This is a genomic window from Nocardiopsis deserti, from assembly GCF_008638355.1.
GTDB lineage: Bacteria > Actinomycetota > Actinomycetes > Streptosporangiales > Streptosporangiaceae > Nocardiopsis > Nocardiopsis alborubida.
On sequence record NZ_VWVS01000024.1, the window covers coordinates 16,009 to 40,837 of the forward strand.

The 24,829-nt window shown below is 71.8% G+C and carries 22 protein-coding genes and 1 tRNA gene; 10 read left to right on the forward strand and 13 right to left on the reverse strand.

Annotated features, from left to right (window positions below; genetic code table 11):
* Positions 1-98: 98 nt before the first annotated feature.
* Positions 99-2,393 (reverse strand): DEAD/DEAH box helicase, encoded by a 2,295-nt coding sequence (locus tag FYW99_RS27555; protein WP_190394834.1) that lies wholly within the window; start codon positions 2,391-2,393, stop codon positions 99-101.
* Between the two features lie 233 nt (positions 2,394-2,626).
* Here FYW99_RS27555 and FYW99_RS27560 point away from each other — a divergent pair, with 233 nt between their 5' ends.
* Positions 2,627-2,974 carry an STAS domain-containing protein gene (locus tag FYW99_RS27560; protein ID WP_013156307.1) on the forward strand — a complete coding sequence of 116 codons (348 nt, stop codon included), beginning with the start codon at positions 2,627-2,629 and terminating at the stop codon, positions 2,972-2,974.
* Between the two features lie 13 nt (positions 2,975-2,987).
* Positions 2,988-3,536, forward strand: a complete 549-nt coding sequence (locus FYW99_RS27565) for an ATP-binding protein (RefSeq protein WP_017568447.1) — start codon at positions 2,988-2,990, stop codon at positions 3,534-3,536.
* Between the two features lie 444 nt (positions 3,537-3,980).
* Here FYW99_RS27565 and FYW99_RS27570 read toward each other — a convergent pair whose 3' ends face one another.
* The 3 genes from FYW99_RS27570 to nth all read right to left on the reverse strand — a co-directional run bounded on the left by FYW99_RS27570 (position 3,981) and on the right by nth (position 6,907).
* Positions 3,981-5,159 (reverse strand): MarP family serine protease, encoded by a 1,179-nt coding sequence (locus tag FYW99_RS27570; RefSeq protein ID WP_150254935.1) that lies wholly within the window; start codon positions 5,157-5,159, stop codon positions 3,981-3,983.
* Between the two features lie 21 nt (positions 5,160-5,180).
* Entirely contained in the window at positions 5,181-5,834 is a 654-nt protein-coding gene (locus FYW99_RS27575; RefSeq protein ID WP_150254936.1) for an NUDIX hydrolase, read from the reverse strand.
* 326 nt (positions 5,835-6,160) lie between these two features.
* Entirely contained in the window at positions 6,161-6,907 is a 747-nt protein-coding gene (gene nth / locus FYW99_RS27580) for an endonuclease III (RefSeq protein WP_190394835.1), read from the reverse strand.
* Between the two features lie 289 nt (positions 6,908-7,196).
* On the opposite strand from nth, the gene FYW99_RS27585 reads away from it, so the two are divergent.
* Complete coding sequence (locus tag FYW99_RS27585) at positions 7,197-7,883, forward strand: Crp/Fnr family transcriptional regulator (protein WP_013156302.1); 687 nt, start codon at positions 7,197-7,199, stop codon at positions 7,881-7,883.
* Between the two features lie 323 nt (positions 7,884-8,206).
* Here the strand turns inward: FYW99_RS27585 and FYW99_RS27590 are convergent, their stop codons facing one another.
* The 4 genes from FYW99_RS27590 to FYW99_RS27605 all read right to left on the reverse strand — a co-directional run bounded on the left by FYW99_RS27590 (position 8,207) and on the right by FYW99_RS27605 (position 10,699).
* The gene (locus FYW99_RS27590) at positions 8,207-9,013 is read right to left on the reverse strand and encodes an MBL fold metallo-hydrolase (RefSeq protein WP_150254937.1); all 807 of its coding nucleotides are present in this window, start codon (positions 9,011-9,013) and stop codon (positions 8,207-8,209) included.
* Positions 9,014-9,084: 71 nt separating this feature from the next.
* A complete protein-coding gene (locus FYW99_RS27595; RefSeq protein WP_150254938.1) occupies positions 9,085-9,993 on the reverse strand; it encodes an NUDIX hydrolase in 909 nt (302 codons plus the stop codon).
* 71 nt (positions 9,994-10,064) lie between these two features.
* A complete protein-coding gene (locus tag FYW99_RS27600; RefSeq protein ID WP_150254939.1) occupies positions 10,065-10,526 on the reverse strand; it encodes a RidA family protein in 462 nt (153 codons plus the stop codon).
* Positions 10,526-10,699 carry a DUF4177 domain-containing protein gene (locus FYW99_RS27605; RefSeq protein WP_082768610.1) on the reverse strand — a complete coding sequence of 58 codons (174 nt, stop codon included), beginning with the start codon at positions 10,697-10,699 and terminating at the stop codon, positions 10,526-10,528. The genes FYW99_RS27600 and FYW99_RS27605 overlap by 1 nt, the downstream gene beginning before the upstream one ends.
* A 151-nt stretch (positions 10,700-10,850) precedes the next feature.
* Here FYW99_RS27605 and FYW99_RS27610 point away from each other — a divergent pair, with 151 nt between their 5' ends.
* Positions 10,851-11,897: an ArsA-related P-loop ATPase gene (locus FYW99_RS27610; protein WP_150254940.1), complete on the forward strand. Its 1,047-nt coding sequence runs from the start codon at positions 10,851-10,853 to the stop codon at positions 11,895-11,897.
* Positions 11,894-13,039, forward strand: coding sequence for an ArsA family ATPase (locus FYW99_RS27615; RefSeq protein ID WP_150254941.1), 1,146 nt, complete (start codon positions 11,894-11,896; stop codon positions 13,037-13,039). Before FYW99_RS27610 ends, FYW99_RS27615 begins: the two co-directional genes overlap by 4 nt.
* 16 nt (positions 13,040-13,055) lie before the next feature.
* On the opposite strand, the gene FYW99_RS27620 is transcribed toward FYW99_RS27615, so the two are convergent.
* On the reverse strand, positions 13,056-13,397 hold the full coding sequence (locus FYW99_RS27620; RefSeq protein ID WP_150254942.1) for a WhiB family transcriptional regulator: 342 nt from the start codon (positions 13,395-13,397) through the stop codon (positions 13,056-13,058).
* Between the two features lie 443 nt (positions 13,398-13,840).
* On the opposite strand from FYW99_RS27620, the gene FYW99_RS27625 reads away from it, so the two are divergent.
* Complete coding sequence (locus FYW99_RS27625; protein WP_150254999.1) at positions 13,841-16,210, forward strand: penicillin-binding protein; 2,370 nt, start codon at positions 13,841-13,843, stop codon at positions 16,208-16,210.
* A gap of 127 nt (positions 16,211-16,337) precedes the next feature.
* On the opposite strand, the gene FYW99_RS27630 is transcribed toward FYW99_RS27625, so the two are convergent.
* The gene (locus FYW99_RS27630) at positions 16,338-16,793 is read right to left on the reverse strand and encodes a GatB/YqeY domain-containing protein (RefSeq protein WP_150254943.1); all 456 of its coding nucleotides are present in this window, start codon (positions 16,791-16,793) and stop codon (positions 16,338-16,340) included.
* Positions 16,794-16,951: 158 nt separating this feature from the next.
* On the opposite strand from FYW99_RS27630, the gene FYW99_RS27635 reads away from it, so the two are divergent.
* Together FYW99_RS27635 and FYW99_RS27640 are read left to right on the forward strand one after the other, a co-directional pair.
* Positions 16,952-17,872: a metallophosphoesterase gene (locus FYW99_RS27635; RefSeq protein ID WP_150254944.1), complete on the forward strand. Its 921-nt coding sequence runs from the start codon at positions 16,952-16,954 to the stop codon at positions 17,870-17,872.
* Between the two features lie 73 nt (positions 17,873-17,945).
* Positions 17,946-18,022: transfer RNA gene (locus tag FYW99_RS27640), tRNA-Pro, on the forward strand.
* Positions 18,023-18,150: 128 nt separating this feature from the next.
* On the opposite strand, the gene FYW99_RS27645 is transcribed toward FYW99_RS27640, so the two are convergent.
* Positions 18,151-18,669, reverse strand: a complete 519-nt coding sequence (locus FYW99_RS27645; protein ID WP_150254945.1) for a lytic polysaccharide monooxygenase auxiliary activity family 9 protein — start codon at positions 18,667-18,669, stop codon at positions 18,151-18,153.
* Between the two features lie 618 nt (positions 18,670-19,287).
* Here FYW99_RS27645 and FYW99_RS27650 point away from each other — a divergent pair.
* Entirely contained in the window at positions 19,288-20,343 is a 1,056-nt protein-coding gene (locus FYW99_RS27650) for a DUF4037 domain-containing protein (RefSeq protein ID WP_150254946.1), read from the forward strand.
* Positions 20,344-20,520: 177 nt separating this feature from the next.
* Positions 20,521-21,366, forward strand: a complete 846-nt coding sequence (locus FYW99_RS27655) for an oxygenase MpaB family protein (protein WP_150254947.1) — start codon at positions 20,521-20,523, stop codon at positions 21,364-21,366.
* A gap of 15 nt (positions 21,367-21,381) precedes the next feature.
* Here FYW99_RS27655 and FYW99_RS27660 read toward each other — a convergent pair whose 3' ends face one another.
* Together FYW99_RS27660 and FYW99_RS32000 are read right to left on the reverse strand one after the other, a co-directional pair.
* Positions 21,382-24,369 carry an AfsR/SARP family transcriptional regulator gene (locus FYW99_RS27660; protein WP_317847021.1) on the reverse strand — a complete coding sequence of 996 codons (2,988 nt, stop codon included), beginning with the start codon at positions 24,367-24,369 and terminating at the stop codon, positions 21,382-21,384.
* A gap of 132 nt (positions 24,370-24,501) precedes the next feature.
* Positions 24,502-24,678, reverse strand: a complete 177-nt coding sequence (locus tag FYW99_RS32000) for a hypothetical protein (RefSeq protein WP_190394836.1) — start codon at positions 24,676-24,678, stop codon at positions 24,502-24,504.
* Positions 24,679-24,829: the final 151 nt, after the last annotated feature.

Consider the following 24,829-nt stretch of genomic DNA (forward strand, 5'->3'; position numbering starts at 1 on the left):
CCTCCAGGTTCGGCGGGCGGGGGCCGGGGCGAAAGACCCTTCCCCAGCCTGTGGATAACTCCGCGCCCCGGCGCTTCGTCCACAGCCTGTGGACGGCCTCAGCCCCCGCCGCCCGCGAGCACCTCGTCGAGCAGACGCAGCGCACCGGCCTTGCTCAACGGCTCGTTGCCGGTACCGCACTTGGGCGACTGGATGCACGACGGGCAGCCCTGGTCGCACTCGCAGCCGGCGATGGCCGCGCGGGTCGCGGACAGCCACTCGCGCGCCGCCGCGTACCCCCGTTCGGCGAAGCCCGCGCCGCCCTCGTACCCGTCGTAGACGAACACCGTCAGCCTGCCCGTGTCACCGTGCATCGAGGTGGACACCCCGCCGATGTCCCAGCGGTCGCAGGTCGCCAGCAGCGGCAGCAGGCCGATCGCGGCGTGCTCGGCGGCGTGTGCGGCGCCCAGCAGTCCCACGTCCTCCCGGCGCAGCCGCTCCTCGCCCTCGGCGGGCAGCGTCCACCACACCGCACGGGTGTCGAGGGTGCGCTCGGGCAGGTCCAGCGGCCACTCCCCCAGCACCGAACCGGTGCGCACGTCCCTGCGCAGGAACCCCACCACCTGGCGCACCACCTGCACCTCGCCGAAGTACACCGTGGCCCCGCTCGGCCACTCCTCCTGGCGCAGCACCGACCGGACGGTGATGTCGGTGGTGTCGCGCGCCCAGGTGCTGTAGGGCGGCTCCGCGGGGTGGACCAGGGCGACCCCCTCGTCGAGGTCGAGGTCGTCGACCAGGTACGTGTACCCCTGGTGCAGGTACACCGCGCCGGGGTGGACGGTGCCGTGGGCGGCGGGCTCGTCGACCTCCCCGAGCAGCTGGCCGCTCCCGGTGTCGACGATCTGCACGGGCGGTCCGCCTGATCCGCGGATATCGGCCAGGTCGCTGGCCCGTTCATTGCTCGTCCAGAACCAGCCCCGTGGACGCCTGCGCAGCAGACGGCGCTCGACGAGTTCGTCGAGCCTCTCCTCTGTCGTCGCTCCGAAGAGGTCGAAGTCGTCCTTGGTGACCGGCAGTTCCTGGGCGGCCGCGCACAGGTGCGGCCCCAGGATGTGCGGGTTTTCCGGATCAAGGACGGTCGCTTCTACGGACCGGCCGAAAATGGCCTCCGGGTGGTGCGCCAGATAGGTGTCCAGGGGATCGTCCCGGGCGATGAACACCGCCAGAGCGTCCTCCCCGCGTCGTCCGGCGCGGCCCGCCTGCTGCCACAGCGACGCGAGCGTTCCCGGCCACCCGGCGATGAGCACCGCGTCCAGGCCGCTGATGTCCACCCCCAGTTCCAGGGCGTTGGTGCTGGCCAGGCCCAGGATCTCCCCTGAGCGCAGCGCCTCCTCCAGCTCCCGGCGCTCCGAGGCCAGGTATCCGCCCCTGTAGGCGGCCACCCTCCCGGCCAGGGCGTGATCGCCGCGTTCGGACAACAGGCGCTGGGTGGTCAGCGCGACCACCTCAGCGCCCTGCCGGGAACGGACGAACACCAGGGTGCGCACGCCGTCGCGTACCAGGTCGGCGAGCATCTCGGCGGCCTGCGAGGGCGCCGTCCTGCGGATCGGCGCGCCGTGCTCGCCGGTCAGGTCGGTCAGCTCCGGCTCCACCAGCGCCACGGACATCCCCGGGCGTGGGGAACCGTCCCGGCTGACCGCCGTGACGGGCACACCGGTCAACCGGGTGGCGCTCTCGGCGGGGCTGCCGGAGGTGGCCGAGGCGAGCACGAACACCGGACGCGTCCGGTAGCGGGCGCACACGCGGCGCAGCCGTCGCAGGATCTGCGCGACATGCGAGCCGAAAACCCCCCGGTATCGGTGCGCCTCGTCGATCACCACGTAGCGGAGCCGGCGCAGGAAGCGCGACCACGCCCCGTGGCGGGGCAGGATGCCGTGGTGCAGCATGTCCGGGTTGGTCAGCACGTAGTTGCCGTGCTCGCGCACCCAGGAGCGCTCCTCGGACGAGGTGTCACCGTCATAGACGGCTGTCCGCATCCCCGGTAGGGAGAGGTCCGTTATCCACCGCAGCTGGTCCTGGGCGAGCGCCTTGGTCGGGGAGAGGTAGAGCACGGTCCCGCCCGCGTCAACCGCGTCCACAGCGGGTAGGAGGAAGGCGAGTGACTTTCCCGAGGCGGTACCCGTGGCTATGATCACATCACGGCCCGAACGTGCGAGGTCGGCGGCTTCGGCCTGGTGGGACCACGGTCCCGTGATCCCCCTGTCGGCGAGCCGTTCGACCAGGTGGGGCGCGGTCCACACCGGCCACTCCCCGCTCACCCCGTCGTTGCGGGCCACGTGCTCGATGTGGGTCACCTGCGGGTACCGGGTATCGTCACGCCACACACCGGGAAGCACGGGCTCCGGTCGCCTCATCCGAGACCCCTCCTCACTGGTACGCGTTCGAGGCCCGCAGGCGCCTCCTACCCAAGGGTGGAGCACTGGGACATTGGTTTCAGTGTGACATCCGGGGGAACAGTGGCGCGGTGTCACGGTTTTTCTGTGCATCACAGGAAGACGCACTCGACACGCGTGGTTGAATGCGTGCTGGTGGGGTAACGCCCGGCAGAGATCATTCGCGTTTTTCGCGGTTCGGCGCTGGAGGACTAGTGGACTTGAAGCTTGATCATTACACCGAGGGCGACACCGAGATCGTCGTCGTTGAGGGTGAGATCGATGTCTATACCGCGCCCCGGCTCCGCGAGCTGCTGATCGACCTGGTCAACAAGGGCAACTTCCACCTCGTGGTCAACATGGAGAAGGTGGAGTTCCTGGACTCGACGGGCCTCGGTGTGCTCGTGGGCGGGCTCAAGCGCGTCCGGGCCCACGACGGGACCCTCGACCTGGTCTGCACCCAGGAGCGCATCCTGAAGATCTTCCGGATCACCGGTCTGACCAAGGTCTTCGGTATCCACGACTCGGTGCAGGAAGCCATCGACAAGCGTTCCGCGAAGTAGCCCCGAGCGAGCGATGGCAACCATCACGCTCACGATCAGCGCGCTCCCCGCTCACGTGCGCACGGCGCGGCTCATGGCCGCCACCGTGGCGCGGCGGGCGGGTATCGCCGCCTCAGCGATCGACGAGATCAGGCTGGCGGTCGGTGAGGCGTGTTCCCGGGCGGTGGCGGCGCACAAGCTGCACTGTCCGACACAGCCGATCCTGCTCCAGCTGATCGACGGCAGCGGGCCTGATCCGGCGTCGGAGTCCCGCACCGACGCCACGAGCAGCATCCTGCGCGCCAACGGGAGCGCGACGCAACGTTTCGAGGTCGTCGTCTCCGACCGTGCCCCCGCCAAGGACACGGAGGAGCCCACCAACCCGTCCCTGCTCGACGGGCTCTTCCTGGACGGTGAGGACACCCCTCCCGGCGGGATCTCCGGGTTCTCCCCGGGGCTGGGCCTGGCGGTCATCACGGGCCTGGCCGACGAGGTGAAGATCGACCCCAGCGACCGGGGGACCGTGGTGCGGATGAGCTGGCCGCTGGCCACGGAGCACTCGCCCGACCCGAGTTCCAACTAGGACCGGGCCCGGGTCGGTACCCGACGCTCACGAGGGCGCCTTCCTGCGGGAAGGCGCCCTCGGTGCGTATCTGGGTCCGCGCACCGCGTCGTGGGGCCCGACTGCTCGGGCGGCCCGGCGCAGCCCGCGAGGCCGTGCGCGGTCGCGGGATCCGCCGCGCCGCGAGGCCTGGTGCGGTCCCGGGGACCAGGGTGGTCGCGGGACACGGGGTGGTCGCGGGACCTGGCGGGGTCCTGGAGTCCTGGGGTGCGGGGTGGTCTCAAGACCCGGTGTGGTCGCGGGGTCTGGTGGGGTCCCGGGATTCGGGGTGCTCCCGGCATCCGAGGCGAAGGCGGGCAGCACGGTGCCGACCGTGCCCGTGGGCCCCCTGTACATCCAGTCAACCGCCTCACGCAGGCCCCGGAAAGCCCCGGATCCGGCCTGTGGACGACGGGAGGCCCCCGGTCAGTCGCAGGCCTGGGAGGAGACCTGCCCGCTGTTCTCCAGGCCGCTCCGGGCGTTCTCCGCGATCTCGTCGGCGGTGAGCACGTAACCCGTCTCGGGCTCGTTCGTGGCGGCGGCGAAGACCACCCCGTACACGGTGCCGTCCGGCGACAGCAGCGGGCCGCCGGAGTTGCCCGGGCGCACCACGGCACGCACCTGGTAGATCTCCCGGCTCACCTGCTGCGAGTGGTAGAAGTCCGGCCCCTGAGCCGTCTGGCGGGCCCGTACTCGCGCGGGGACGGCCGTGAAGCCGCTGTTGCGCGGGAAGCCCGCCACGACCGCGTCACCGCCCTGCGGGGCCTCGTGGTCGAACTCCAGCGGCTCCAGGTCCAGGCCCGGCACGTGCAGCACGGCCAGGTCCTGCTGGGGGTCGAAGAGCACCAGCGTGGCGTCGAGCTGGTAGCCCTCCCGGGTGACCACCCGCAGGTCGTCGGTGACCCCGGCGACCACGTGCGCGTTGGTCATGATCCGGTCCTCCGCGTACGCGAAGCCGGTCCCCTCCACGCGGCGCTGGCAGGAGGGCGCGGTGCCCAGCACCTTCACCACGCTGCGGCTCGACTCGATCAGCTCCGGGGTGGTGAGCACGTCCGGGTCCGGCGGTGCCACCTCGGCCAGCTCGCCGGTGCCCAGACCGCTGAACACCTGCGGGAAGGCGCTCTGGTCCACGATCCGGCGGAACGTGGAGAACCCGTTGTGGGCGGCCTCGGGCATCAGCGTGTCCACCGAGTGGAGGATGCGTGAGTCCCTGACCTGGCCCGCGACGAACGGCAGTGCCGAGTTGGCGACCGTACTGCCGATGAACCAGGCCACCAGCAGCACCGACAGTCCGCTGATCACGGCGCCGCCGATGGCGTCCAGGACCCGGGCCGAGTCCCACGTCACCTTGTTGCGGACGAAGGTGCCCAGGTAGGAGAGCAGGAACTGGCCGAGCGCCGCGGACAGGAACACCACGGCGATCGCCAGCAGCGCCTGCCTGCCGGGATCGTCCACCCACTCCTGGATGAGTTCCGGGGCCGTCAGGGCGGCGAGGACGCCCCCTCCGACGAAGCCCACGAAGCTGAAGACACCGACGATGAAACCCTGTCGGTACCCCGTCACCGCGAACAGCAGCAGCAGGACGACCAGGATCACGTCGAGCACATTGCCCTCCAAGAGTGAGCGCTAACCGACCGGCCGCAGGCCCTGCGGGGTTGCTTCGAACACATCGGTGAGACCCTCGTCGCGCCAGGGAAGTTCCCACCCGCCCAGGGCGAGCAGGCTGTCGACCACCGCGCCGGTGAAGCCCCACACGAGCATGCCGTCCACCCGGAAGCCGGGGCCCCAGCGGGGCCCGCCCCCGTAGCGCACCTTGACCCGGTTGGCCGGGTCGGCGAGGTCGGCGACGGGCACGCGGGAGACCGCGGCGACCTCGCCCAGGTCGGTCGGCCGCACCTCGCTGGGCTCGCGCCACCAGCCCAGGACGGGCGCCACCCGGAAGTCGCTGAAGCTCAGGTACAGCTCGGGGAGGCGGCCGACGACGTCGACCCCCTCGGGGAGGAGACCGGTCTCCTCCGCGGCCTCGCGCAGCGCCGCGGCCTCCGGGGAGGCGTCGGAGGGCTCGATCCGGCCGCCGGGGAAGGCGGGCTGTCCGGCGTGACGGCGCAGGCCCTCGCTGCGCTGGATGAGGAGGAGGTCGGGTCCCCTCGGACCCTCGCCGAAGAGGACGAGGACGGCGGACTCGCGTCCTCCCTCTGCGGGCGGCCGCATGGGCGGCGGCACGGTCATCGTCTCGGCGGCGTCCGCGAGCGCGGCCAGCCAGAGCGGGATCGAGTTCATGCGGGGAACCTGTTCCGGGAGTCGTCGCGCCGTCGGTGGGTCGGAGGGGCCGTGCTCCGGGCTTCTCGCGGGGCCGTGGGACCCGCGCCCGGGGGAGCGCCGCGCGAGGGAGCGCGCTGCCCCTCGGAAGTCGTCACGTCGTCGGACCTTCCCCGGCGCCGGCGGGCGGGGGTACCGCCGTCACGCGGGGCGCCGCGGACCGGGACGCCCGCGACGGGGCCGATGTGCGCACACTCACGTGATCAGGGTACAAACCCCCGACACCTGCTCCCGTTGTCCGTCCCGTCCGCTCCTGCCCGCCCGGACACGCGGCTTTCCCGGGGGGCTCAGGAGAAGGAGCGCATCCGCAGCAGCTTGGTGGCGGTGGCGGTGTCCGTGGGCCCCTCGCCGAAGGAGGGGCACAGGCGGGCCAGTCCGCAGGCCCCGCACGCGGGTTTGCGGGAGTGGCAGACCCGGCGGCCGTGCCAGATGACGCGGTGGGAGAGCATCGTCCAGTCCCGGCGCGGGAAGAGCGCGCCGATCTCGTGCTCGACCTTCACCGGATCCTCCCCGTCGGTCCACCCGAAGCGGCGGACGAGCCGTCCGAAATGGGTGTCAACGGTGATGCCGGGCACATCGAAGGCGTTACCGAGCAGTACGTTTGCGGTCTTTCGTCCTACACCGGGTAGTTTGACCAGGTCGGAGAGTTTCCTCGGAACCTCTCCACCGTGCCGTTCGCACAGCTCCTGCCCGAGTCCGATGAGGCTGTTGGCCTTGGCCCGGAAGAAGCCGGTCGAGCGGATCATCTCCTCCAGTTCCTCCCGCCGCGCCGAGGCGTAGCCTTCCGCGTCGGGGTAACGGGCGAAGAGGGCGGGGGTGACCTGGTTGACCCGCTTGTCCGTGCACTGGGCGGACAGGATCGTCGCGACCAGCAGTTCCAGGGGGGTCGTGAAGTTCAGTTCGCAGTGGGCGTCCGGATACAGCTCGATGAGCTCCCGGTACATCCTGCGGGCGCGGCGGACCAGCGCGAGCCGGCTCTCACCGGTGGGCGTGGTCGTCGGCTCGGTCGCGTCTGGTGTGTCACGGGGCATCATCACAGGGTAGGCGTCCCGGTGACGGGGCGTACCGGGGCCCCGCGGCCGTGCTCGCGCGGCCGCCGGAAGCGGGACCGCGCCACCGCTGACGAACGGGGCTATGTAACCAATGTCCGGTGGCGCGGCGCGGACAGCCCTGGTACAGAACTGGGGACGGCTAGGATCGCAGGGGCTGACGTCGGCTGTTGTGGGCAGTTGTCTCTCGGCGGACAAGCCGGGATCACGACCTGGTTTCACACCCGGGTGCGATATACGTCACACTGTTGGCGGTCAGGTTTTAGGAGGACGTGTGGTGGACGAGATCAACGAGGTGCTGCGGAAGGCCCCTCTGTTCGAGGCGCTGGACGAGGAGGACACGGCCGCACTCCGCTCCTCGGTGAACGAGGTGCGTCTCGGCCGCGGCCAGACCCTGTTCAGCGAGGGTGACGAGGGCGACCGCCTGTACGTCATCCTCAGCGGGAAGGTGAAGCTGACCCGCACGGCCGTGGACGGCCGCGAGAACCTGCTCGGGGTGCTCGGCCCCAGCGAGATGTTCGGCGAGCTGTCGCTGTTCGACCCGCGCCCGCGCACCGCGAGCGCCGTGGCGGTCACCGACTCGGTGCTCGCGGGACTGGGCCACGACGACCTGCGCCCGTTCCTGTCCAGCCGCCCGCAGGTGTCGCTCCAGCTGCTCAAGGCGCTGGCCGCCCGCCTGCGCCGGACCAACGACGTGATGGCCGACCTCGTCTTCACCGACGTGCCCGGCCGCGTCGCCAAAGCGCTGCTGGAACTGGCCGACAAGTTCGGCAAGGAGGGCGAGGACGGACTGCACGTCCACCACGACCTCACCCAGGAGGAGCTCGCCCAGCTGGTCGGCGCCTCCCGCGAGACGGTCAACAAGGCCCTCGCCGAGTTCGCCCTGCGCGGCTGGCTGCGGATCGAGGCCAAGGCCGTCGTCCTGCTCGACGTCGAGCGGATGCGCCGCCGCGCCCGCTAGACCGTGTTCCTCAGGCAGGGACTCCCGGGCCTGAACGCTGTGTGGCCGCTCCCCTTGGCGGGGTGGGCGGCCACAGCCGTGTCCGAAGCCGTCCGCGCCCGGTTCCCGGCGCCCCGGGGGCCGGGGAAGCGCTCGCCGCCTAGGGTCTGTTTTTTGAACCGGCCTCAGCTTGTGGGGGGTTGGTTCGGGCGCCCACGGGGTTCTGGAGGTGGTGGAGGCGGGTTCGTGAGGAACGAGCGAACCCGCCGGAGACACCGAAGGTTCCCGTGCTTCGGGCGCCCGAACACGGGCCGAAGCGAAGCGGAGGTCCCAAAAAACACTGTCTAGGCCTCGACGTCCTCGGGCAGCTCCCCGCGCGCCGAGAGGTAGCGCAGCTGGGCGCGCACCGACGAGGCCGCCGCGAACCGGATCTGCTCGGTGACGTCGGGGTAGACCCGGTCGACGATCTGCTCGACCCCGGTCGCCCCCGCGCGCACCGCGTCCAGGACCTGCCCCAGGCGCGACTCGCGGTGGTCGACGTAGGAGTCCAGCACCGTCGACGGGGACGTGATGATCGGGCCGTGGCCGGGCAGCAGGGTGCGCACGTCGTGCTCGCGCACGAGGGCGCGCAGCCGGTACAGCGACTCCATGTAGGAGCCCAGCCCGTCGTCGCCGTCGATCACCGTGGTGCCGTGGCCCAGGACCGTGTCGCCGGTCAGGATGGTGTTGTCGGCCTCCACCATCAGGCAGACGGAGTCCTCCGTGTGGCCGGGGGTGGCGATCACCCGCACCCGTAGGCCGTCGGCCTCCAGGACCTCGCCGTCGGACAGACCGCGTCCGCCGACCCTGGTCCCGGGGTCGACCGCGTGCACGGGGGCGCCGGTCAGCTCCGAGAAGTACCGGGCGCCCTCCCCGTGGTCGGGGTGGCGGTGGGTCACCACGGCCATCAGGACCTGGGCGCCCTGCTCCTGCACGGTCCGCGCCACGCGCTCCAGGTGGCGCTCGTCGTGGGGGCCGGGGTCGACGACCACGACCCCGCGCGCGCCCGGCTCCCGCAGGATCCAGGTGTTGGTGCCCTCCAGCGTCATCGGGCCGGGATTGGGGCACAGCACGCAGCTGGCGCGCAGTGTCCCGGAACCGTCGATCCTCATCGCACCTCGCTTCGCTCGCCGGACCGGGCCGGGGAGCGGCCGGGGCCTCCGGCCCGCGCCTCGGCGGCCCCTCAGGGAGTCGCGTCGGGCTTCGGCAGGGGGTAGTCCACCCCGTTCGGCGCGACGACGCGCATCTGGCCGCCGATCTTCCGGACAACCGGCTCAATGGGGACGATATCCCGTCGGGCCTCCCGTACTCCCCGGAGGGTCCGGCAGTCCGCGAGTTCGGCGCAGGCCACGACCGTGGGCGGCAGCATCGGCATCCGGCCCGCCTCCCACTCGCCGCGCACCTCGGCGGGGTCGGTCCACCGGGTGAGGTCGGCCTCGCCGCCCACGTCGCGCGAGGCCTGCCCCGGCGGGAGCTCGGCCGCGAAGAACCAGGTGTCGTAGCGGCGCGGCTCGGCCCTCGGGGTGATCCAGCGCGACCACGCGCGCAGCCACTCCGAGCGGAGCACGAGGCCGCGCCGGGACAGGACCTCGGTGAAGGAGCGGGAGCGGTCGATCAGCCCCAGCCGGTCCCGCTCCCAGTCCTCGGAGGAGGTGTCGAGGGTGATGGCCCCCTCGCCCGCGTGCTCGGGTTCGCTGGCCAGCAGGACGCCGGTCTCCTCGAAGGTCTCGCGGACCGCGGCGCACACCAGCGCCCGGGCCATGCGCACGTCGGTGCCCAGCGTGCGCGCCCACTCCCCGGGGCCGGGGCCGGTCCAGGGCAGGTCGCCGTCGGCGTCGCGCGCGTCCACCCCGCCGCCGGGGAAGACGAAGGCGCCCGGGGCGAACCCCATGGAGCGGACCCTGCGCATGAGCAGGACCTCCATGGGGTCGCCCGCGCTCCCGCCCCGGACACCGCCGCGCGGACGCAGGAGCATGACCGTGGCGGCCGGGCGGGGCGCGACGGCACCGTCGGGCGCGGAGCCGCTCGCCGCCGCGCCCTCGCGCGAGGTGCCGTCTCGCGCGGTGCCGTCGCCTGCCGGGTCGTCGCGCATCGGCGTACCCTCCTCCTCGGGGACAGAGCGCCGCGGAACGAGGGCCACCGCCCCGCAAGAGGGCGAACCGCTCAGCGGACCTCGACGATCATCTCAACCTCGACCGGCGCGTCCAACGGCAGGGCCGCCACGCCCACGGCGGCGCGCGCGTGCACACCGGCGTCGCCGAAGACCTCGGCCAGCAGGTCGCTGGCCCCGTTCACCACGCCGGGCTGTCCCGTGAAGTCGGGGGTGCTGGCCACGAAGCCGCCCACCTTCACCACACGGACCACGCCGGACAGCTCGCCGATCTCGGCGCGCACCGCGGCGACCGCGTTCAGCGCGCACCGAGCGGCCAGCTCCTTGGCCGTCTCCGGGGTGACCTCGGCGCCGACCTTGCCCGTGGCGGGGAGCTCTCCGTCCACGAACGGCAGCTGACCGGACACGTAGACGTGGTTCCCGCTGCGTACCGCGGGCGTGTACGACGCGACCGGCGCGGCCACCTCGGGCAGGGTCAGACCCAGCTCGGCGATCCGCTCCTCGGGGGTGGTCATCACAGCTGCCGCTTCATGTACGCGACGTACTGCTGGTTGCGGGGGTCGGTGCCCTCCGGCAGCGGGGCGGGCACGACGGAGACGAGCTCCCAGCCGTCGGCGCCCCAGTTGTCCAGGATCTGCTTGGTGGCGTGCGACAGCAGCGCCACCGTCTGGTACTCCCACTTGCTCATGCGTCCCTCACCCTTGCTCGCTCACCGGCGACCCGCCCCACGGCGGGGCGCCGCACGTCAACGCCGCCACCTTACTCATCCGCGTGCCCTCCCGTGCCCACCGCGGCACCGCTCCCGGCCCCGCTTGGAGCGCCCGCATAGACTGCCTGGAGTGAGCGAGAGCGAGCACGGACCGAAGCCTCCGGGGGAGGCCTGCGCGGGAGCACGACTGCACATCGTCACCGGCAAGGGCGGGACCGGCAAGACCACGGCGGCCGCCGCGCTGGCGCTGGCGCTGGCCTCCGGCGGCGCGAGGGTGCTGCTGGTCGAGGTGGAGGGCCGCCAGGGCGTCTCCACCCTCCTCGGCAGCCCTCCGCTGCCCTACGAGGAGCGGGAGATGATGGCCGCGCCCGGCGGCGGCAGCGTGAGCGTGCTGGCCGCCGACGCCGAGGCTGCGCTGCTGGAGTACCTGGAGATGTTCTACGGGATGCGCCGGGCGGGCCAGGCGCTGAACCGGCTGGGCGCCGTGGACTTCGCCACCACCATCGCCCCCGGACTGCGCGACGTCCTGCTCACCGGCAAGGCCACCGAGGCGGTGCGGCGCCGCCGGGGCGGTCGCCGCAGGTCCGCCGAGAGCACGCCGACGGCCCCCTTCCACTACGACTCGGTGGTGATGGACGCGCCGCCCACCGGCCGGATCGCCCAGTTCCTCAACGTGAACTCCGAGGTGGCGGGTCTGGCCCGGGTGGGGCCGATCCGCAACCACGCCGACCGGGTCATGGAGGTCATCCGCTCGGGGCAGACCCGGGTGCACTTCGTGTCCCTGCTGGAGGAGATGCCCGTCCAGGAGACACGGGACGGGATCGCCGAGGTCGGCGGGCTGGGACTCAACGTGGGCGCGGTGCTGGTGAACATGGTGCGGCGGCCGCTGCTGGACGAGGCCGACCTGGCCGCCGCCGCGGAGGGGGAGACGGACCTGGACGCGCTGGCCGCCGGGCTGAAGGAGGCGCGTCTGGAGGACGCGCGGGAACTCGCGGCGGCGCTGGCCGGCGAGCTGCGGGCCCACGCGCTGCGGGTGCGGCTGGAGCGCCGGATGCACTCGGAGCTGGAGGAGCTGGGCCGCCCTCTGCTGGAGCTGCCGCTGCTGGAGGGCGGTGTGGACCGCGCCGCGCTGGACTCCCTGGCGCGGCGGCTGGTCGAGCAGGGGGTGCGGCTGTGAACGCGGTGGTGGACGCCGGGCGCCTGGACGTGGACGCCCTCGTGGACGACCCCGGTACGCGGATCATCGTGTGCTGCGGCGCGGGCGGGGTCGGCAAGACCACGACGGCCGCGGCGCTGGGACTGCGCGCCGCCGAGCGCGGGCGGCGGGCCGTGGTGATCACCGTGGACCCGGCGCGGCGGCTGGCCCAGTCCCTCGGGCTGGAGTCGCTGGACGACACGCCGCGCCCGGTCCCGCTGTCCGAGGGCGCCGGCGGCAGCCTGCACGCGATGATGCTCGACATGAAGCGGACCTTCGACGAGGTCGTCAGGGAGCACGCGGACCCCGAGCGGGCCCGGCAGATCCTGGCCAACCCCTTCTACCAGACCCTCTCCACGAGCTTCTCGGGCACGCAGGAGTACATGGCCATGGAGAAACTGGGCCAGCTGCGCCAGTCGGGGGACTGGGACCTGATCGTGGTGGACACCCCGCCCAGCCGGTCCGCGCTGGACTTCCTGGACGCGCCCAAGCGGCTCGGCCGCTTCCTGGACGGGCGTCTGATCCGCTTCCTGAGCGCCCCGGCCAGCACGGGGGCGTTCCGGCTGCTCGGCGCCGGATTCAACCTGGTGACCTCGGCGGTCAGCAAGGTCGTGGGCGCCCAGCTCCTCGACGACCTGCGGTCCTTCGTCGCCGCGTTCGACACGGTGTTCGGCGGTTTCCAGAAGCGCGCGGAGCGCACCTACCGACTGCTCCAGGCACCGGGTACGGCCTTCGTGGTGGTGGCCGTGCCGGACACGGACGCGATGCGCGAGGCGGCCTACTTCGTGGAGCGGCTGGCCACCGACGCCATGCCGCTGGCCGGGCTGGTGGTCAACCGGACGCATCCGCTTCCCGAGGGGGCGGGCGGAACCCTGGACGTGCGCGAGGCGGTCGCCGCGGCGGAGGCGCTGGAGCGCTCGGGCACGCGGACGCCCGCATCGGCGGCCCTGCGGCTGCACGCGGAGAGGGTCCGCACGCGCGGGCGCGAGATCCGGCTGCGGGACGCGCTGCTGACGGCGCACGGCGGTGTGCGCGTGGCCGAGGTGGCCGCCCTGCCGGAGGACGTGCACGACCTGGCGGGACTGCGCGACGTCGGCGAGGAGCTGGCGAGCCGCGACCGGTAGGGGCCGCGGGCGGCGGTCAGGCCGCCGAGGTGCGCTCGGTGTGCGAAGGGCGCTCGGCGTGCTCGGCGGCGTAGCTGGCGAGGTCGACGTCACCCTCCCTGAGCGCCTCCTCCAGGAGCGGACCCCAGCTGGTGACGCCGGGGTGCTTGCGCAGCAGGGCGCGGCGCTCGCGTTCGGTCATGCCGCCCCAGACGCCGAACTCGACCCGGTTGTCGAGGGCGTCGGTCAGGCAGTCGGTGCGTACCGGGCACTCCTGGCAGATGAGTTTGGCGCGGTGCTGCGCCGCGCCCTGGACGAACAGCGCGTCGGGGTCCACCCGTCGGCACAGCGCCCTGGTCGTCCACTGGTCGGTCCACATGCCTCTAACTCCCCTGTGCGCACCCGGTCCCCGCGCCAGCGGATCCGGGGCGCAGGTCACACGCGTGCCCTGGCCGGAGGGGAGAACACCGTGGGCTCCCGCTGCCGCGTGGGGTGCGGTGGTCGACGCCCACCCCTGTTGCCTAGAAGTTACGGATTCGTTCGCCACGACAACAGAACCTGATGGACCCCCTCCACGTCTTACCAATATGGCCCGCTCGGGCCATTGCGTGGGGGCCCGGTGGCTCTCCGCATCGGACGGGGCGGGCTTGCCGCGCCGCCGAACCGGACAGTGCCCCGCCTGCGATAGGGCATGAAAAGATGGCATGGGGGCACAGCCCGCGGTACGCGGGTCATTTCCGCGCGTTCGCGCACTATCCGTTCCACATCGGACCACTTCGTACGTACGTGGTCACCTAGTCTGATGGGGTGGGTCAGGGGACATTGCTTCAAAGAATCAGCCAACTGGTCGTCGTCGGCGTCGTCGCGGGACTCCTCGTCGCCGCACTCGCCCTTCCCGCCGTCGGGGGACTGGGCATCACGTCGCGCAACGTTGCCAGCGGCTTCCTGGAAATGCCCAGCAATCTGGAGACTCCGCCGCCTCCTCAGAGATCGACGATCTATGACAGCGAGGGCGGCGTCATCGCGGAGATCTTCGACCAGAACCGCGAGCTCGTCGAACTCGAGGACGTCTCGCCGGTCATGGTCGACGCGATCCTCGCCATCGAGGACGCCCACTTCTACGAGCACGGCGGCATGGACGTGTCGGGCACGCTGCGGGCCGCGGTCCGCACGCTCAACGGCAACACCCAGGGCGCGTCCTCCATCACCCAGCAGTACGTCAAGAACGTCCAGATCGAGGCGGCCACCACCCAGGAGGAGCTGGAGGAGGCCTCCGAGACGACGATCGCCCGCAAGATCCGGGAGCTGCGCTACGCCGTCGCCCTGGAACAGCGGATGTCCAAGGACGAGATCCTCGAGGGCTACCTCAACATCGCCTACTTCAGCGACGGCGCCTACGGGGTCGAGTCCGCCGCGCAGCACTTCTTCCAGGTGCCCGCCAGCGACCTGGAGCTGCACCAGGCCGCCACCATCGCGGGCCTGGTGCGTTACCCCTACCTCTACAATCCCCGCTTCTTCCCCGAGCAGACCACCGACCGGCGCAACGTCGTGCTCGACCGCATGGTGGCCACCGGCGCGATCACCGAGGCGGAGGCCGAGGAGGCCAAGCAGGTCCCGATGGAGGTGGAGATCTCCACCCCGCCCAACGGGTGCGTGCCCAGCGACCAGCCGTTCTTCTGCGACTACGTGGTCCAGGAGATCGAGAAGGACGAGCGCTTCGGCCAGAACGAGACCGAGCGGGCGCGCTGGCTGCGCACCGCCGGGCTCCAGATCCACACCACGCTCGACCCGCAGACCCAGGTGTCGGCGCAGGAGGCCGTGGACGAGTGGGTCCCGCGCGAGAACGAGTCCCGCAAGGTGGCCGCCGAGGTGGTCATCCAGCCGGGCACCGGCCACATCCTGGGCATGGTGCAGAGCCGGAACTACGGGCCCGACGAGAGCAGGCTCGGCGAGACCTCCATCAACTTCGCCACCGACGCGAACCGGGGCGGCAGCAACGGCTTCCAGGCGGGGTCCACGTTCAAGGCGTTCACCCTGGCGGCGGCGCTGGCCGAGGGGCTGCCGTTCGGCACCTCGTTCAACTCACCGACCAGCGTGACCGTCTCCGGGCAGCGCAGCTGCAACGGCGGCTCCCTGAGTCCCTGGTCTCCCAGCAACTCCGGCGACACCAACTCCAACACCACGCACAACATGATGACCGGGACGAGGGCCTCGTCCAACACCTACTTCGCGCAGCTCCAGGCGCGGGTGGGCATCTGCGACGTGATGGAGATGGCCGAGAACCTGGGGCTGCGGCGCGCGGACGGCACGCTGTTCACCGAGAACGAGCGGTCGCTGGCCAACAGCAGCTTCACGCTGGGCAGCGAGGAGGTCTCCCCGCTGCGGGTGGCCAACGCCTACTCGGTCTTCGCCTCGGGCGGGATGCTGTGCGAGCCGCAGGCCATCACCAAGATCATCGACCAGCACGCGCACGAGACGATCGAGATCGAGCCCGAGTGCGAGCGGGTGCTCGACGAGGAGGTGGCCGACGGGGTCAGCTACCTGCTGGAGCAGCCCTTCAACGGCGGCACCGCGGCCTCCCTGAACATCGGCCGCCCGGCGGCGGGCAAGACCGGTACCACCGACGGCTCGGCCGCTGCCTGGTTCGCCGGGTTCACCCCGCAGATGGCCGGTGCGGTCTTCGTGGGCGACCCGCGCGGCCCGCAGCAGTACCCGCTGCGCAACGTCACCATCGGCGACCGCTACTTCCCGGTGGTGTACGGGGCGACGATCCCGGGCCCGATCTGGGAGGAGACCATGGTCGGCGCCCACGAGGGCCTGGACGTCGAGCAGCTGCCGGCGGCCCCGTCGCAGTTCGGCTCGACGTCGGCCCCGCGCACGGACGAGGACGCCAGTCCGGCCAGTGACGACGGCGGCGTGCCGGACGTGCTCGGCCGGTCCGAGGCGGACGCGGTGAGCACCCTGGAGGCCGCGGGCTACACGGTGAACGTGTCCTCGACCCGGGTCCGCTCCCCCGAGCCCGAGGGCACGGTGGCCGCGGTCAACCCGGATCCGGGGACGCGGCTGCCGGAGGGGGCCACGGTCAACGTGTTCCTCAGCAGCGGCGGCGGAACCGCCAGCGGACCGGAGGACGACGAGGACTGGTTCCCGGTCGCGCCCGCGTCGAACTCCCCCGGCAGGGAGGACGACTGAGGCTGAGCGCGTGAAGGGGCGGCGGTGCGCGCACCGCCGCCCCTTCGTGTTCCCCGCCGGATCCGGGACGGGACCGGTCAGAACAGGCCGGGTCTGTCCGGGCCGGGTCAGGCCAGCCCGGGCCGGGTCATCCGGCGAGCTGGCGCTTGACCTCGGCGGCCACGCGGGCGCCCTCGGCCCGGTCGGCGACCTTGGGGCTGACGACCTTCATGACCTGGCCCATGGCGCGGGGGCCCTCGGCACCGGTCTCGGTGACGGCCTCGGCCACCAGCGACGCGAGCTCCTCGTCGGTGAGCTGCTTGGGCAGGTAGTCGGAGATGACCTCGCTCTCGGCCCGCTCGGCCGCGGCCTGCTCGGGCCGGTCGCCCTTGTCGAACGCCTCGGCGGCCTCGCGGCGCTTCTTGGCCTCCCGGGTGAGCAGACGGGTGATCTCGCCGTCGCCGAGGGAGCGCGAGGTGCTGCCGGCGGCCTCCTCGGTGGAGATGGCGGCCAGGACCATGCGCAGGGTGCCGGTGCGCACCTTGTCACGCGCCTTGATGGCGGTGGTCAGGTCGTTCTGGAGGCGGTCTTTGAGTTCGGACATGAGCCGATCCTACGGCGGGGCGCCGCGGGGCCACCAACGGTTTGCGCCCGCGGACGCCGTGTGGGCGGAGCTCACACCGGCCCGTTGGCCGGCAGCCGGGATCCGCGCCCGTGTGCTCCGTGGATCTGCGACGATCTCTGTGACGACGAAGGAGGGCGATGGGCGCCGACAACAGACGAATCCTGCGCCGGGTGGGCCGCGCGGCCGCGATCACGGGCGCCGTCGGAGCGGCGGGACTGGTCTACGCCTCGGTCATCGAGCGCAACTGGTTCCGGCTGCGCCGCTACGAGCTGCCTCTGCTGCCCCCCGGCAGCCCGCGGCTGCGGGTCCTGCACCTGTCCGACGCGCACCTGACACCCGACCGGAAGATGCTCATCGAGTGGATCCGGGGGCTGGAGGCCCACGAGCCGGACCTCGTGGTCAACACGGGCGACTCGCTGGCGCACCCGGACGCGGTGGGGCCGTTCACCGAGGCCCTGGGGCCGCTGCTGGACCGGCCGGGCGCGTTCGTGTACGGGTCCAACGACCTGTTCTCGCCGCAGCCGAAGAACCCGGCCCGCTACCTGTGGCGGACCAGCAAGAACGACTACAACAAGCGCCGGGTGCCGGACCTGCCCTGGCGCGAGCTGGGCGAGGCCATGTCCGCGTCCGGGTGGCTGGACCTGAACAACCGCAGGGGCGGACTGAAGGCGGGCGGACTCGACATCGCCCTGGCCGGGGTGCACGACTCGCACATCAAGCTGGACAGGTACGAGGAGGTCGCCGGACCGGCCGACCCGTCGGCGGACCTGCGCCTGGGCGTGCTGCACTCACCGGAGCCGTCCAACCTCGACCGGTTCGCGGCCGACGGCTACCAGCTGCTCCTGGCCGGGCACACGCACGGCGGCCAGCTGTGCCTGCCCTTCTACGGGACGCTGGTCACCAACTGCGGGATCGACCGCAAACGCGCCTGGGGGCTGCACGGGTACGGGGACGCGTGGCTGCACGTGTCCGGCGGCCTGGGCACCTCCCCGTACGCCCCGGTGCGGTTCTGCTGCCGCCCGGAGGCCTCCCTGCTGGACCTCGTGGCCTCCTCCTGACCCTCCCCTGGGCCCCGGCCGGAAAGCGTGCGCGAGCACTCCCCGGCGTCCGCTAGACTTGTGGACGTTGCTTCGGGGTGTAGCGCAGCTTGGCAGCGCGCTTCGTTCGGGACGAAGAGGTCGTGGGTTCAAATCCCGCCACCCCGACCAGCACGAAGGCCGGTCCTACGGGACCGGCCTTCGTCATGCCCGGGGTCGGACAGGGGGCCTTGTGGGCCGGGAACGCCGCGGCCCCGGCCCGGGTGCGGGGGACCGGGCCGGGGGAAGCGTCGGGCTGCCTAGCGGATGTTCACGTCCACGCAGGCGTAGAAGGCGTTGCCGGTGTCGGCGACGTTCCAGCGGGCCAGGATCGTGTGACGGCCGTTGTAGCCGGACAGGTCCACGTTGTGGTGGACGGTCGAGTTGGGCCGGGCCCCGCCGTCGTCGAAGTTGGCGATGCGCTGACCGCCGATGAAGTACTCCCAGTTGGCGGTGGCGTGCGTGACGGTCAGGGTCCAGGTGAAGTTCAGCGAGGTGCCGACCTGGGTGACGTGCCAGCCGTGGTTGTCGTCGTCGAGCTCGGAGAACCGGGAGTTGCCGCCGGAACAGCTCATCAGGCCCTTGGGGCCCTCCACGCTCTGCGGCTCCCACTGGATGCCGCCGCACTCGACCATGCCCGCCGCGCACTGCGCCTGGCGGCTCATGGGGGCCGAGACGTAGCCGTGCGCGCTGGCCGCGCTGGCGGGCATCAGGGTGAAGATCAGAGCGGTGGCCGCGGCGACGGCGGAGGCGGAGCGAATCCTGCTGAGGGTCTTCATTGAACGGGGCCCTTCTCTTCGGGTCACGATCCCGTCCGGCCTCGCGGCACGGTGCGGGGGATTCGTAGCGGGGTGACCCGGACCGTTTCCGGCCCAGGAAGTGGAGTGCGTCCGCAGGGGCTCGGATATTTCCCCCGCGAACACCGGACGTCGTTGTCCCGGCCATTCCGGGCGTCCCCGGAATTTCCTTCCACCTGTTGTCGGTAGACCGTAAAGACCCTGTCACTACACGTCAATACCCCTGTTGCGCAGGGGGACGGCGTACCACCGCACCAGCGGGTTGACCGGCCGAGCGCTTTCCCGCACTGGTACTGACGGCGCTTCCTCCGTCATTTGCGCCGCGAACTGGAAAGACACCTTACAGTTGCGAGTCCTGGTCTGTCGTAAAACGTTGTGGACCACTGCGCGCCCGAACCGCCTGTCGGACCGGATCTAACCGGATAGATAGATTTCCCTTACCCCCGTTCCGGCACGGTCCAGCACGGTCCAACACAGCACGGTCCAGCACAGCACGGTCCAACACGGCCGGGCGGTGGCTCGACGCGGTCCGGGGACGACCGGGTCCCCACTCCGGAAAACCCGTGGCCGCGTCCGGAGGGCGGACCTAGGCTCTCGGGCATGCCCCCGGTCTTCCTCCCCGGCCTGGAACTGTCCCGGGCCCTGTACACGGACGCGGTCGCGCCCCTGCTCGCCCGAGGGCCCCGGCCCGTCGCGCACGCCGCCGCGCTGCTCGGCGCCGGCTCCGAGGTCCTCGGACTGGACACCGAGCGCTCCACCGACCACGGCTGGGGGCCGCGGCTCCAGGTCTTCGTGGACGGACCCGGTGAACGCGAACGCGTGCTGGCGCTACTCGCCGGGGGCCTGCCCGAGCGGGTGCGCGGCTGGCCGGTCCGGTTCCGCCCGGACGACGGCCCTCCCCAGACCTGGCGGCCCGACGCAGACGCCCCCGAGGGCCGCCACCGGGTGGAGGTCAGCCGGTCCGGCGACTGGCTGCGAGGCCAGCTCGGCTTCGACCCGGGCGAGGGGGTGGAGACCGCAGACTGGCTCGCCACGCCCACCCAGCGGCTGGCCGAGGTGGTGGGCGGGGCCGTCTTCCACGACGGTGTCGGCACGGTCACGCGGGCCAGGGAGCGCCTGGCCTGGTACCCGGACGACGTGTGGCGGTACGTGCTGGCCTGCCAGTGGCAGCGCGTGTCCCAGGAGGAGGCGTTCGTCGGCCGCTGCATGGAGGTGGGCGACCGCCTGGGCGCGCGGGTGGTCGCGGCCCGGGTGGTCCGCGACCTGATGCGCCTGGCCCTGCTGCTGGAGCGCCGCTACCCGCCCTACTCCAAGTGGCTGGGAAGCGCCTTCACCCGCCTTCCCGGAGCGGCGGAACTGAGCCCGCTCCTGGAACGGGCGCTGGACGCGGACGCCGCGGCCCTCGCCGAGGCGTCCTCCCTGCTGGCCGACCGGCAGAACCGGACCGGCCTCGCCGCCGCCTTGGACACCCGGCCCCGGCCGTTCCACGAACGCCCCTGGCCGGTGCTGGACGCGGCCCGGTTCGCCCGCGCCCTGCTGACGGGGATCGCCGACCCCGAGCTGGCCGCACGGCCGCCGGTGGGGGCGATCGACCAGTTCGCGGACAACACCGACGCGCTGACCCGGCCGGAGGTGTTCCGCTCCCTGGGGCCGTGAGCCACGTCCCGGCCGCACGGACGGGGCCGCCCGTGCGGGCAGGCCCATCCTGTGGGCGGGTTCTCCCCCCGTCCGTCTTCAGGCCGTACGCGCGCCAGCTCCGCCCCGCGACCGGGCGTGCGCCCACGAGGCGTGCCCCTCCCGCCCGTGCGGGCGGGGTGTCGTACGATCCCAGGCATGGGCCGATCGTCCGACCGTTCTCCTCTGCGACGGATCAGCGCGGAGGCCTGCGTCCTCGGCGGCGCGGGGTACGCCGTCCTGCTCCAGATCGCCCACCCCAGCGTCGCCCGCGGGGTGCACGACCACAGCGACTTCTCCTCCCGGCCGTTCAACCGCCTGCTCGGCACCCTCTACTTCGTGTACGGCACGGTCTACGGCACCGAGGAGGAGAAGAAACGCCTGCACGCCATCGTGCACGCGCTGCACCGCAAGGTGAACGGTCCCGGGTACCGGGCCCTGGACGACGACCTCCTGCTGTGGGTGGCCGCCACCCTGTTCCAGTCCGCCTCGCGCCTGCACGCGATGGTGTTCGGCGAACTCGGTGCGGAGGAGCGCGCCCTGCACCTGCGCGAGGCGTCGGCGTACGCCACCGCCCTGGGCCTGCCCGAGGAGAAGTGGCCCGCGTCCCCCGAGGAGTTCGCCGCCTACTGGGACGGAGCCCTGGCCCGGCTGGACGTGGGCGAGGAGGCCCTCGCCATCACCAAGCAGTTGTTCCACCCTGCGAGCGTGCCCCTGCGCCCGCTGATGCGGGTCCAGCTCCTGCTCACCGGCGGGCTGCTCCCGCCGGACCTGCGCGAGCGGTTCGCGATCCCGTGGTCGCAGGCGCGTCAGCGCCGGTTCGACCGGATCGTGCGGACGACCCGCGCGGTGTACCCGTACGTCCCCCGGCCGGTGCGCTTCCTGCCCGCCACACTGTGCCTGTGGGCCATGCGGAGCGGAACCCTGGGACCGCGCTGGCTGGGGCCGCCGCGGCGCCGTTCGGGGTCGGGGCCGCGCCGCGGGGCGAGGGGAACCGTCGGCTAGGACCGGCGGGAACCGTCAGCCGAGGGACGCGGGCGGGGTGTCCTTCAGGGCCTTCCTGGCCTGTTCCGTCTCGGCCAGCCCCAGCTCGGTGAAGATCTCCTCGGCCTCGCTGAGGAACCCCCGCGCACGGTCCGCCGCCATGACCGGTTCGGGCAGGCGTCCGAGGGCGAACGCGGCGCGGGCGACCATGTAGCGCTCGCTGCGCTCGACCGCGATGGCGTGGGCCCTCTCCAGCTCGGGCAGGGCCTCGTCGTGGCGCCCGGCGGCCGCGTAGGTCATCCCCAGGTCGACGCGGATCTCGGCGTCCCCGCTGCGGCGCCCGTGCTGCTCGGCCAGGTCCAGGGCCGCGACGTGGGACTCGATCGCCTGCTCCCACTGCCGTGCGGCACGGTGGGCCAGCCCCAGGGAGTTGTGGATGTAGACCTGGTTACCCACCAGGTGCAGTTCGTGTGACAACTCCAGGGCCTCGTTCAGGTCGGCGAAGGCCGCGTCCAGCTCGCCGAGCCCGGTACGGGCCTCCCCCATGACCCGCTTGGCGTGGGACCGGGTCACCTTCTGGCCCTCGTCCACAGCCTTCTCCATGGACTGCTGGGCGCAGTGGAGCGCCTCCGTGTACGCGCCGAGGGTCTGTTTCAGGACGGCGAGGTTGCCCCACTGCAACGCCTCCAGCCGGGTGTCGCCCAGCTGGATCGCGTAGTCCAGCACGCCCTGAATGGATTCCGCGGCGTCAGCAAGACGGCCGACGCGCTCGTAGACCATCCCCAGGTTGGCCAGCGCCCGGATGATCCCCCTGCTGTCACCGATCGATGTCAGCAGGTCTCGGGCCTCGGTGAGAAGGTCCAGCGACTCGTCGAAGCGCCCCGCCAGGCAGTGGGCGACGCCCAGACCGATGAGGGTCACCGCGCGTCCGCGCCGGTTCCCCTGCTTGTCGCTGATCTGAAGCGCCCGCTGGTGAGAGCTGATCAGCAGGCCCATCTGGCCGTGCAGGGCGTAGAAACGCCACACAGCGTCGGCCATCCGCCAGGCGTACTCACCGTTGCCGTGCGAGGCGAAGTACTCGATCGTCTCCGCCAGGTTCTCCTGGTGCAGGGTGAACCAGTTCTCGGCGTCCTCTCTCCCGGACAGCTCGGTACGGTAGCCGGGACTCACCTCCATCTCGTCGTTGTGCCCGCGTGGGCCGAGAAGGTCAGCGGCGTGCTGGGCGGTGGCCATGTACTGCTCCGCCAGACGGAGCCTGGCGGCGTCGATCTCCCCGCTTTGGAGCACCGCGGCCGCGCGGTCCCGGGAGAAGGCGCCGATCAGGTCGTGCAGGCGGTACACGTCTCCCTGGGGCTCCTCCAGAAGGCACACCCCGACCAGTTCCTGGAGGATGTCGTCCGCGTCCTCCACGGTCATGTCGAGGAGGGCGGCAGCGCCGCCGAGGTCAACCGTGTTACCGATCATCAGGCCCAGCAGGAGAAACGAGCGGCTCTGGTTCCGGTTGAGGCTCTGGAAGGACAGGTCGATGGCGGCCTCGACGCTCTGCCCCTCGACCTGGAGTTCGCGGAACTTCCGGTTCTGCTCGCCGAGGCGTCGGGCGACGTGCGTGAACGACCATCTGGGGCGGCTGAGCATCCGTCCCGCAACCACGCGCAGGGCGAGGGGGAGGCCGCCGCAGATCCGGATGATCTCCCGGGCCTGCTCGGGTTCGCGCCGCACGCGTTCGTCTCCCAGGACGCGCCCGAACAGTTCCAGGGAGGAGCGCTCGTCGAACACGCCCAACGAGAGGAAGCGGGCGCCGCTGAGCCCGGAGAGTTCGTTGCGGGTCGTGATGAGGGTCATCGACCCCGGGGAGGACGAGAGAAGCGGGCTGACCTGGGCATAGCTGATCGCGTTGTCGAGGATGACCAGGACCCTGCGTCCCATGAGAGTGGCCCGCCATAGCGCCGAGCGCTCTTCGAGGGACTCGGGCACGGCCTCGGGCTCGATGCCGACCGCGCGGAGGAGGACGCCGAGCGCGGAAGTGGCGTCGAGCGGTTCCCTGTCCGTCGTGTAGCCGTACAGGTCGATGAACAACTGTCCGTCGGGGTAACGCTTGGCCGCCTCGTAACCGAAGCGGACCGCGGTGGTCGTCTTCCCCTCGCCGCCGCTGCCCGTGATGACGCAGACCTGGGCGCGGTCGTCTCCGGTACGGGCCACCTCGTCCAGCTGGCGCAGGGGCTCCTGGCGTCCGGTGAAGTCGGGCAGGTCCCGGGGGAGGTCGTTGCGGACCACGAAACGCGTTCCTGGTTCTCCGACCGACGGGTCCTGGCCCCCTTCCGGGAAGTCCTCCTGGAGGATCCGGGTGTGCAGGGCGACCAGGTCCGGTCCGGGGTCGACACCCAGTTCGTCGGCGAGCCTGGCCCGGAACTCCTCGTAGACGGAGAGCGCCCTGGCCCGTTCGTTGTCGCGCCACAGGGCCGTGATGAGCAGGTGGTGCAGTCGCTCCCTGAAGGGTTCCTCGCTGACCAGGGACGTCAGCCGGGAGACCACGTCGGAGTGCCTGCCCAGTTCCAACGCGGAGGTGGCCCAGGCGACGACGCAGGACCAGCGCTCCTCCCGGAGGGGGGCGACGACGGTGTAGTCCAGGTACTCGGAGCCGACACCGGAGAAGGGGACTCCACGCCAGCACTCCAACGCCTGTTCCAGCATGTCGACCGCGGTCTTGGGCTCGGCTGCGGCGGCTCTGTCCCGGAGCTTCCGGAAGCGGTGCAGATCGACGGAGTCCGCGTCGACGTCGAGGATGTATCCGCCGGGGGTCGTGGCGATGGTGCCGGGGAAACTGCGGCGCAGGTGGGAGATCTGGACCTGGATCACCGACCGTGCGGTGCGGGGCGGATCGTCGCTCCAGAGATAACCGATGAGCTGGTCGATGGTGACCTCACGGCCCAGGTGCACCAACAGTGCGCCCAGCACACAGCGCTGGCGCGGACCGCCGACCGGAACGGGTCGGCCGTCGGACCAGGCGGCGATGGGGCCAAGCACACCGAATTCCACAATCAGCAACCCTAGCAAGGGCCATTGGCCGGAAATAGGGAATACGGACATGCCAACGGCTCCGAGTACCCCCCTCCACGCAGGTACTCGGAGTGACCGTTGGGCTACCCGAAAAAGGAGTTACTTCTCCTCGGCGGGCTTCTCCTCGGCGGGCGCGCTCTCGACAGGCGGCGCGGCCGGAACCGGCTTCGAGGGGTCCGGCTCCTGGAAAGGCTGCATCTTGTCGGCGCGCACCTCGCGGAGGTCACCGGCGACGATCGCCTCGAACTCCTCGTCCACGGTCAGCATCTTCGGCACTCGGACTCCTCTTCTCACGGCACTCGCGTAGAGCCGCAAAGTAGCCCTACGTCTACGAAGCATCAAGGGACCCCGCCTTCCGGCGGACTGGCCACCCGTGGCGGGTTCCGCCTCAAAGCACACCACGGGTGGCGTGTGTCCAACGAACGTC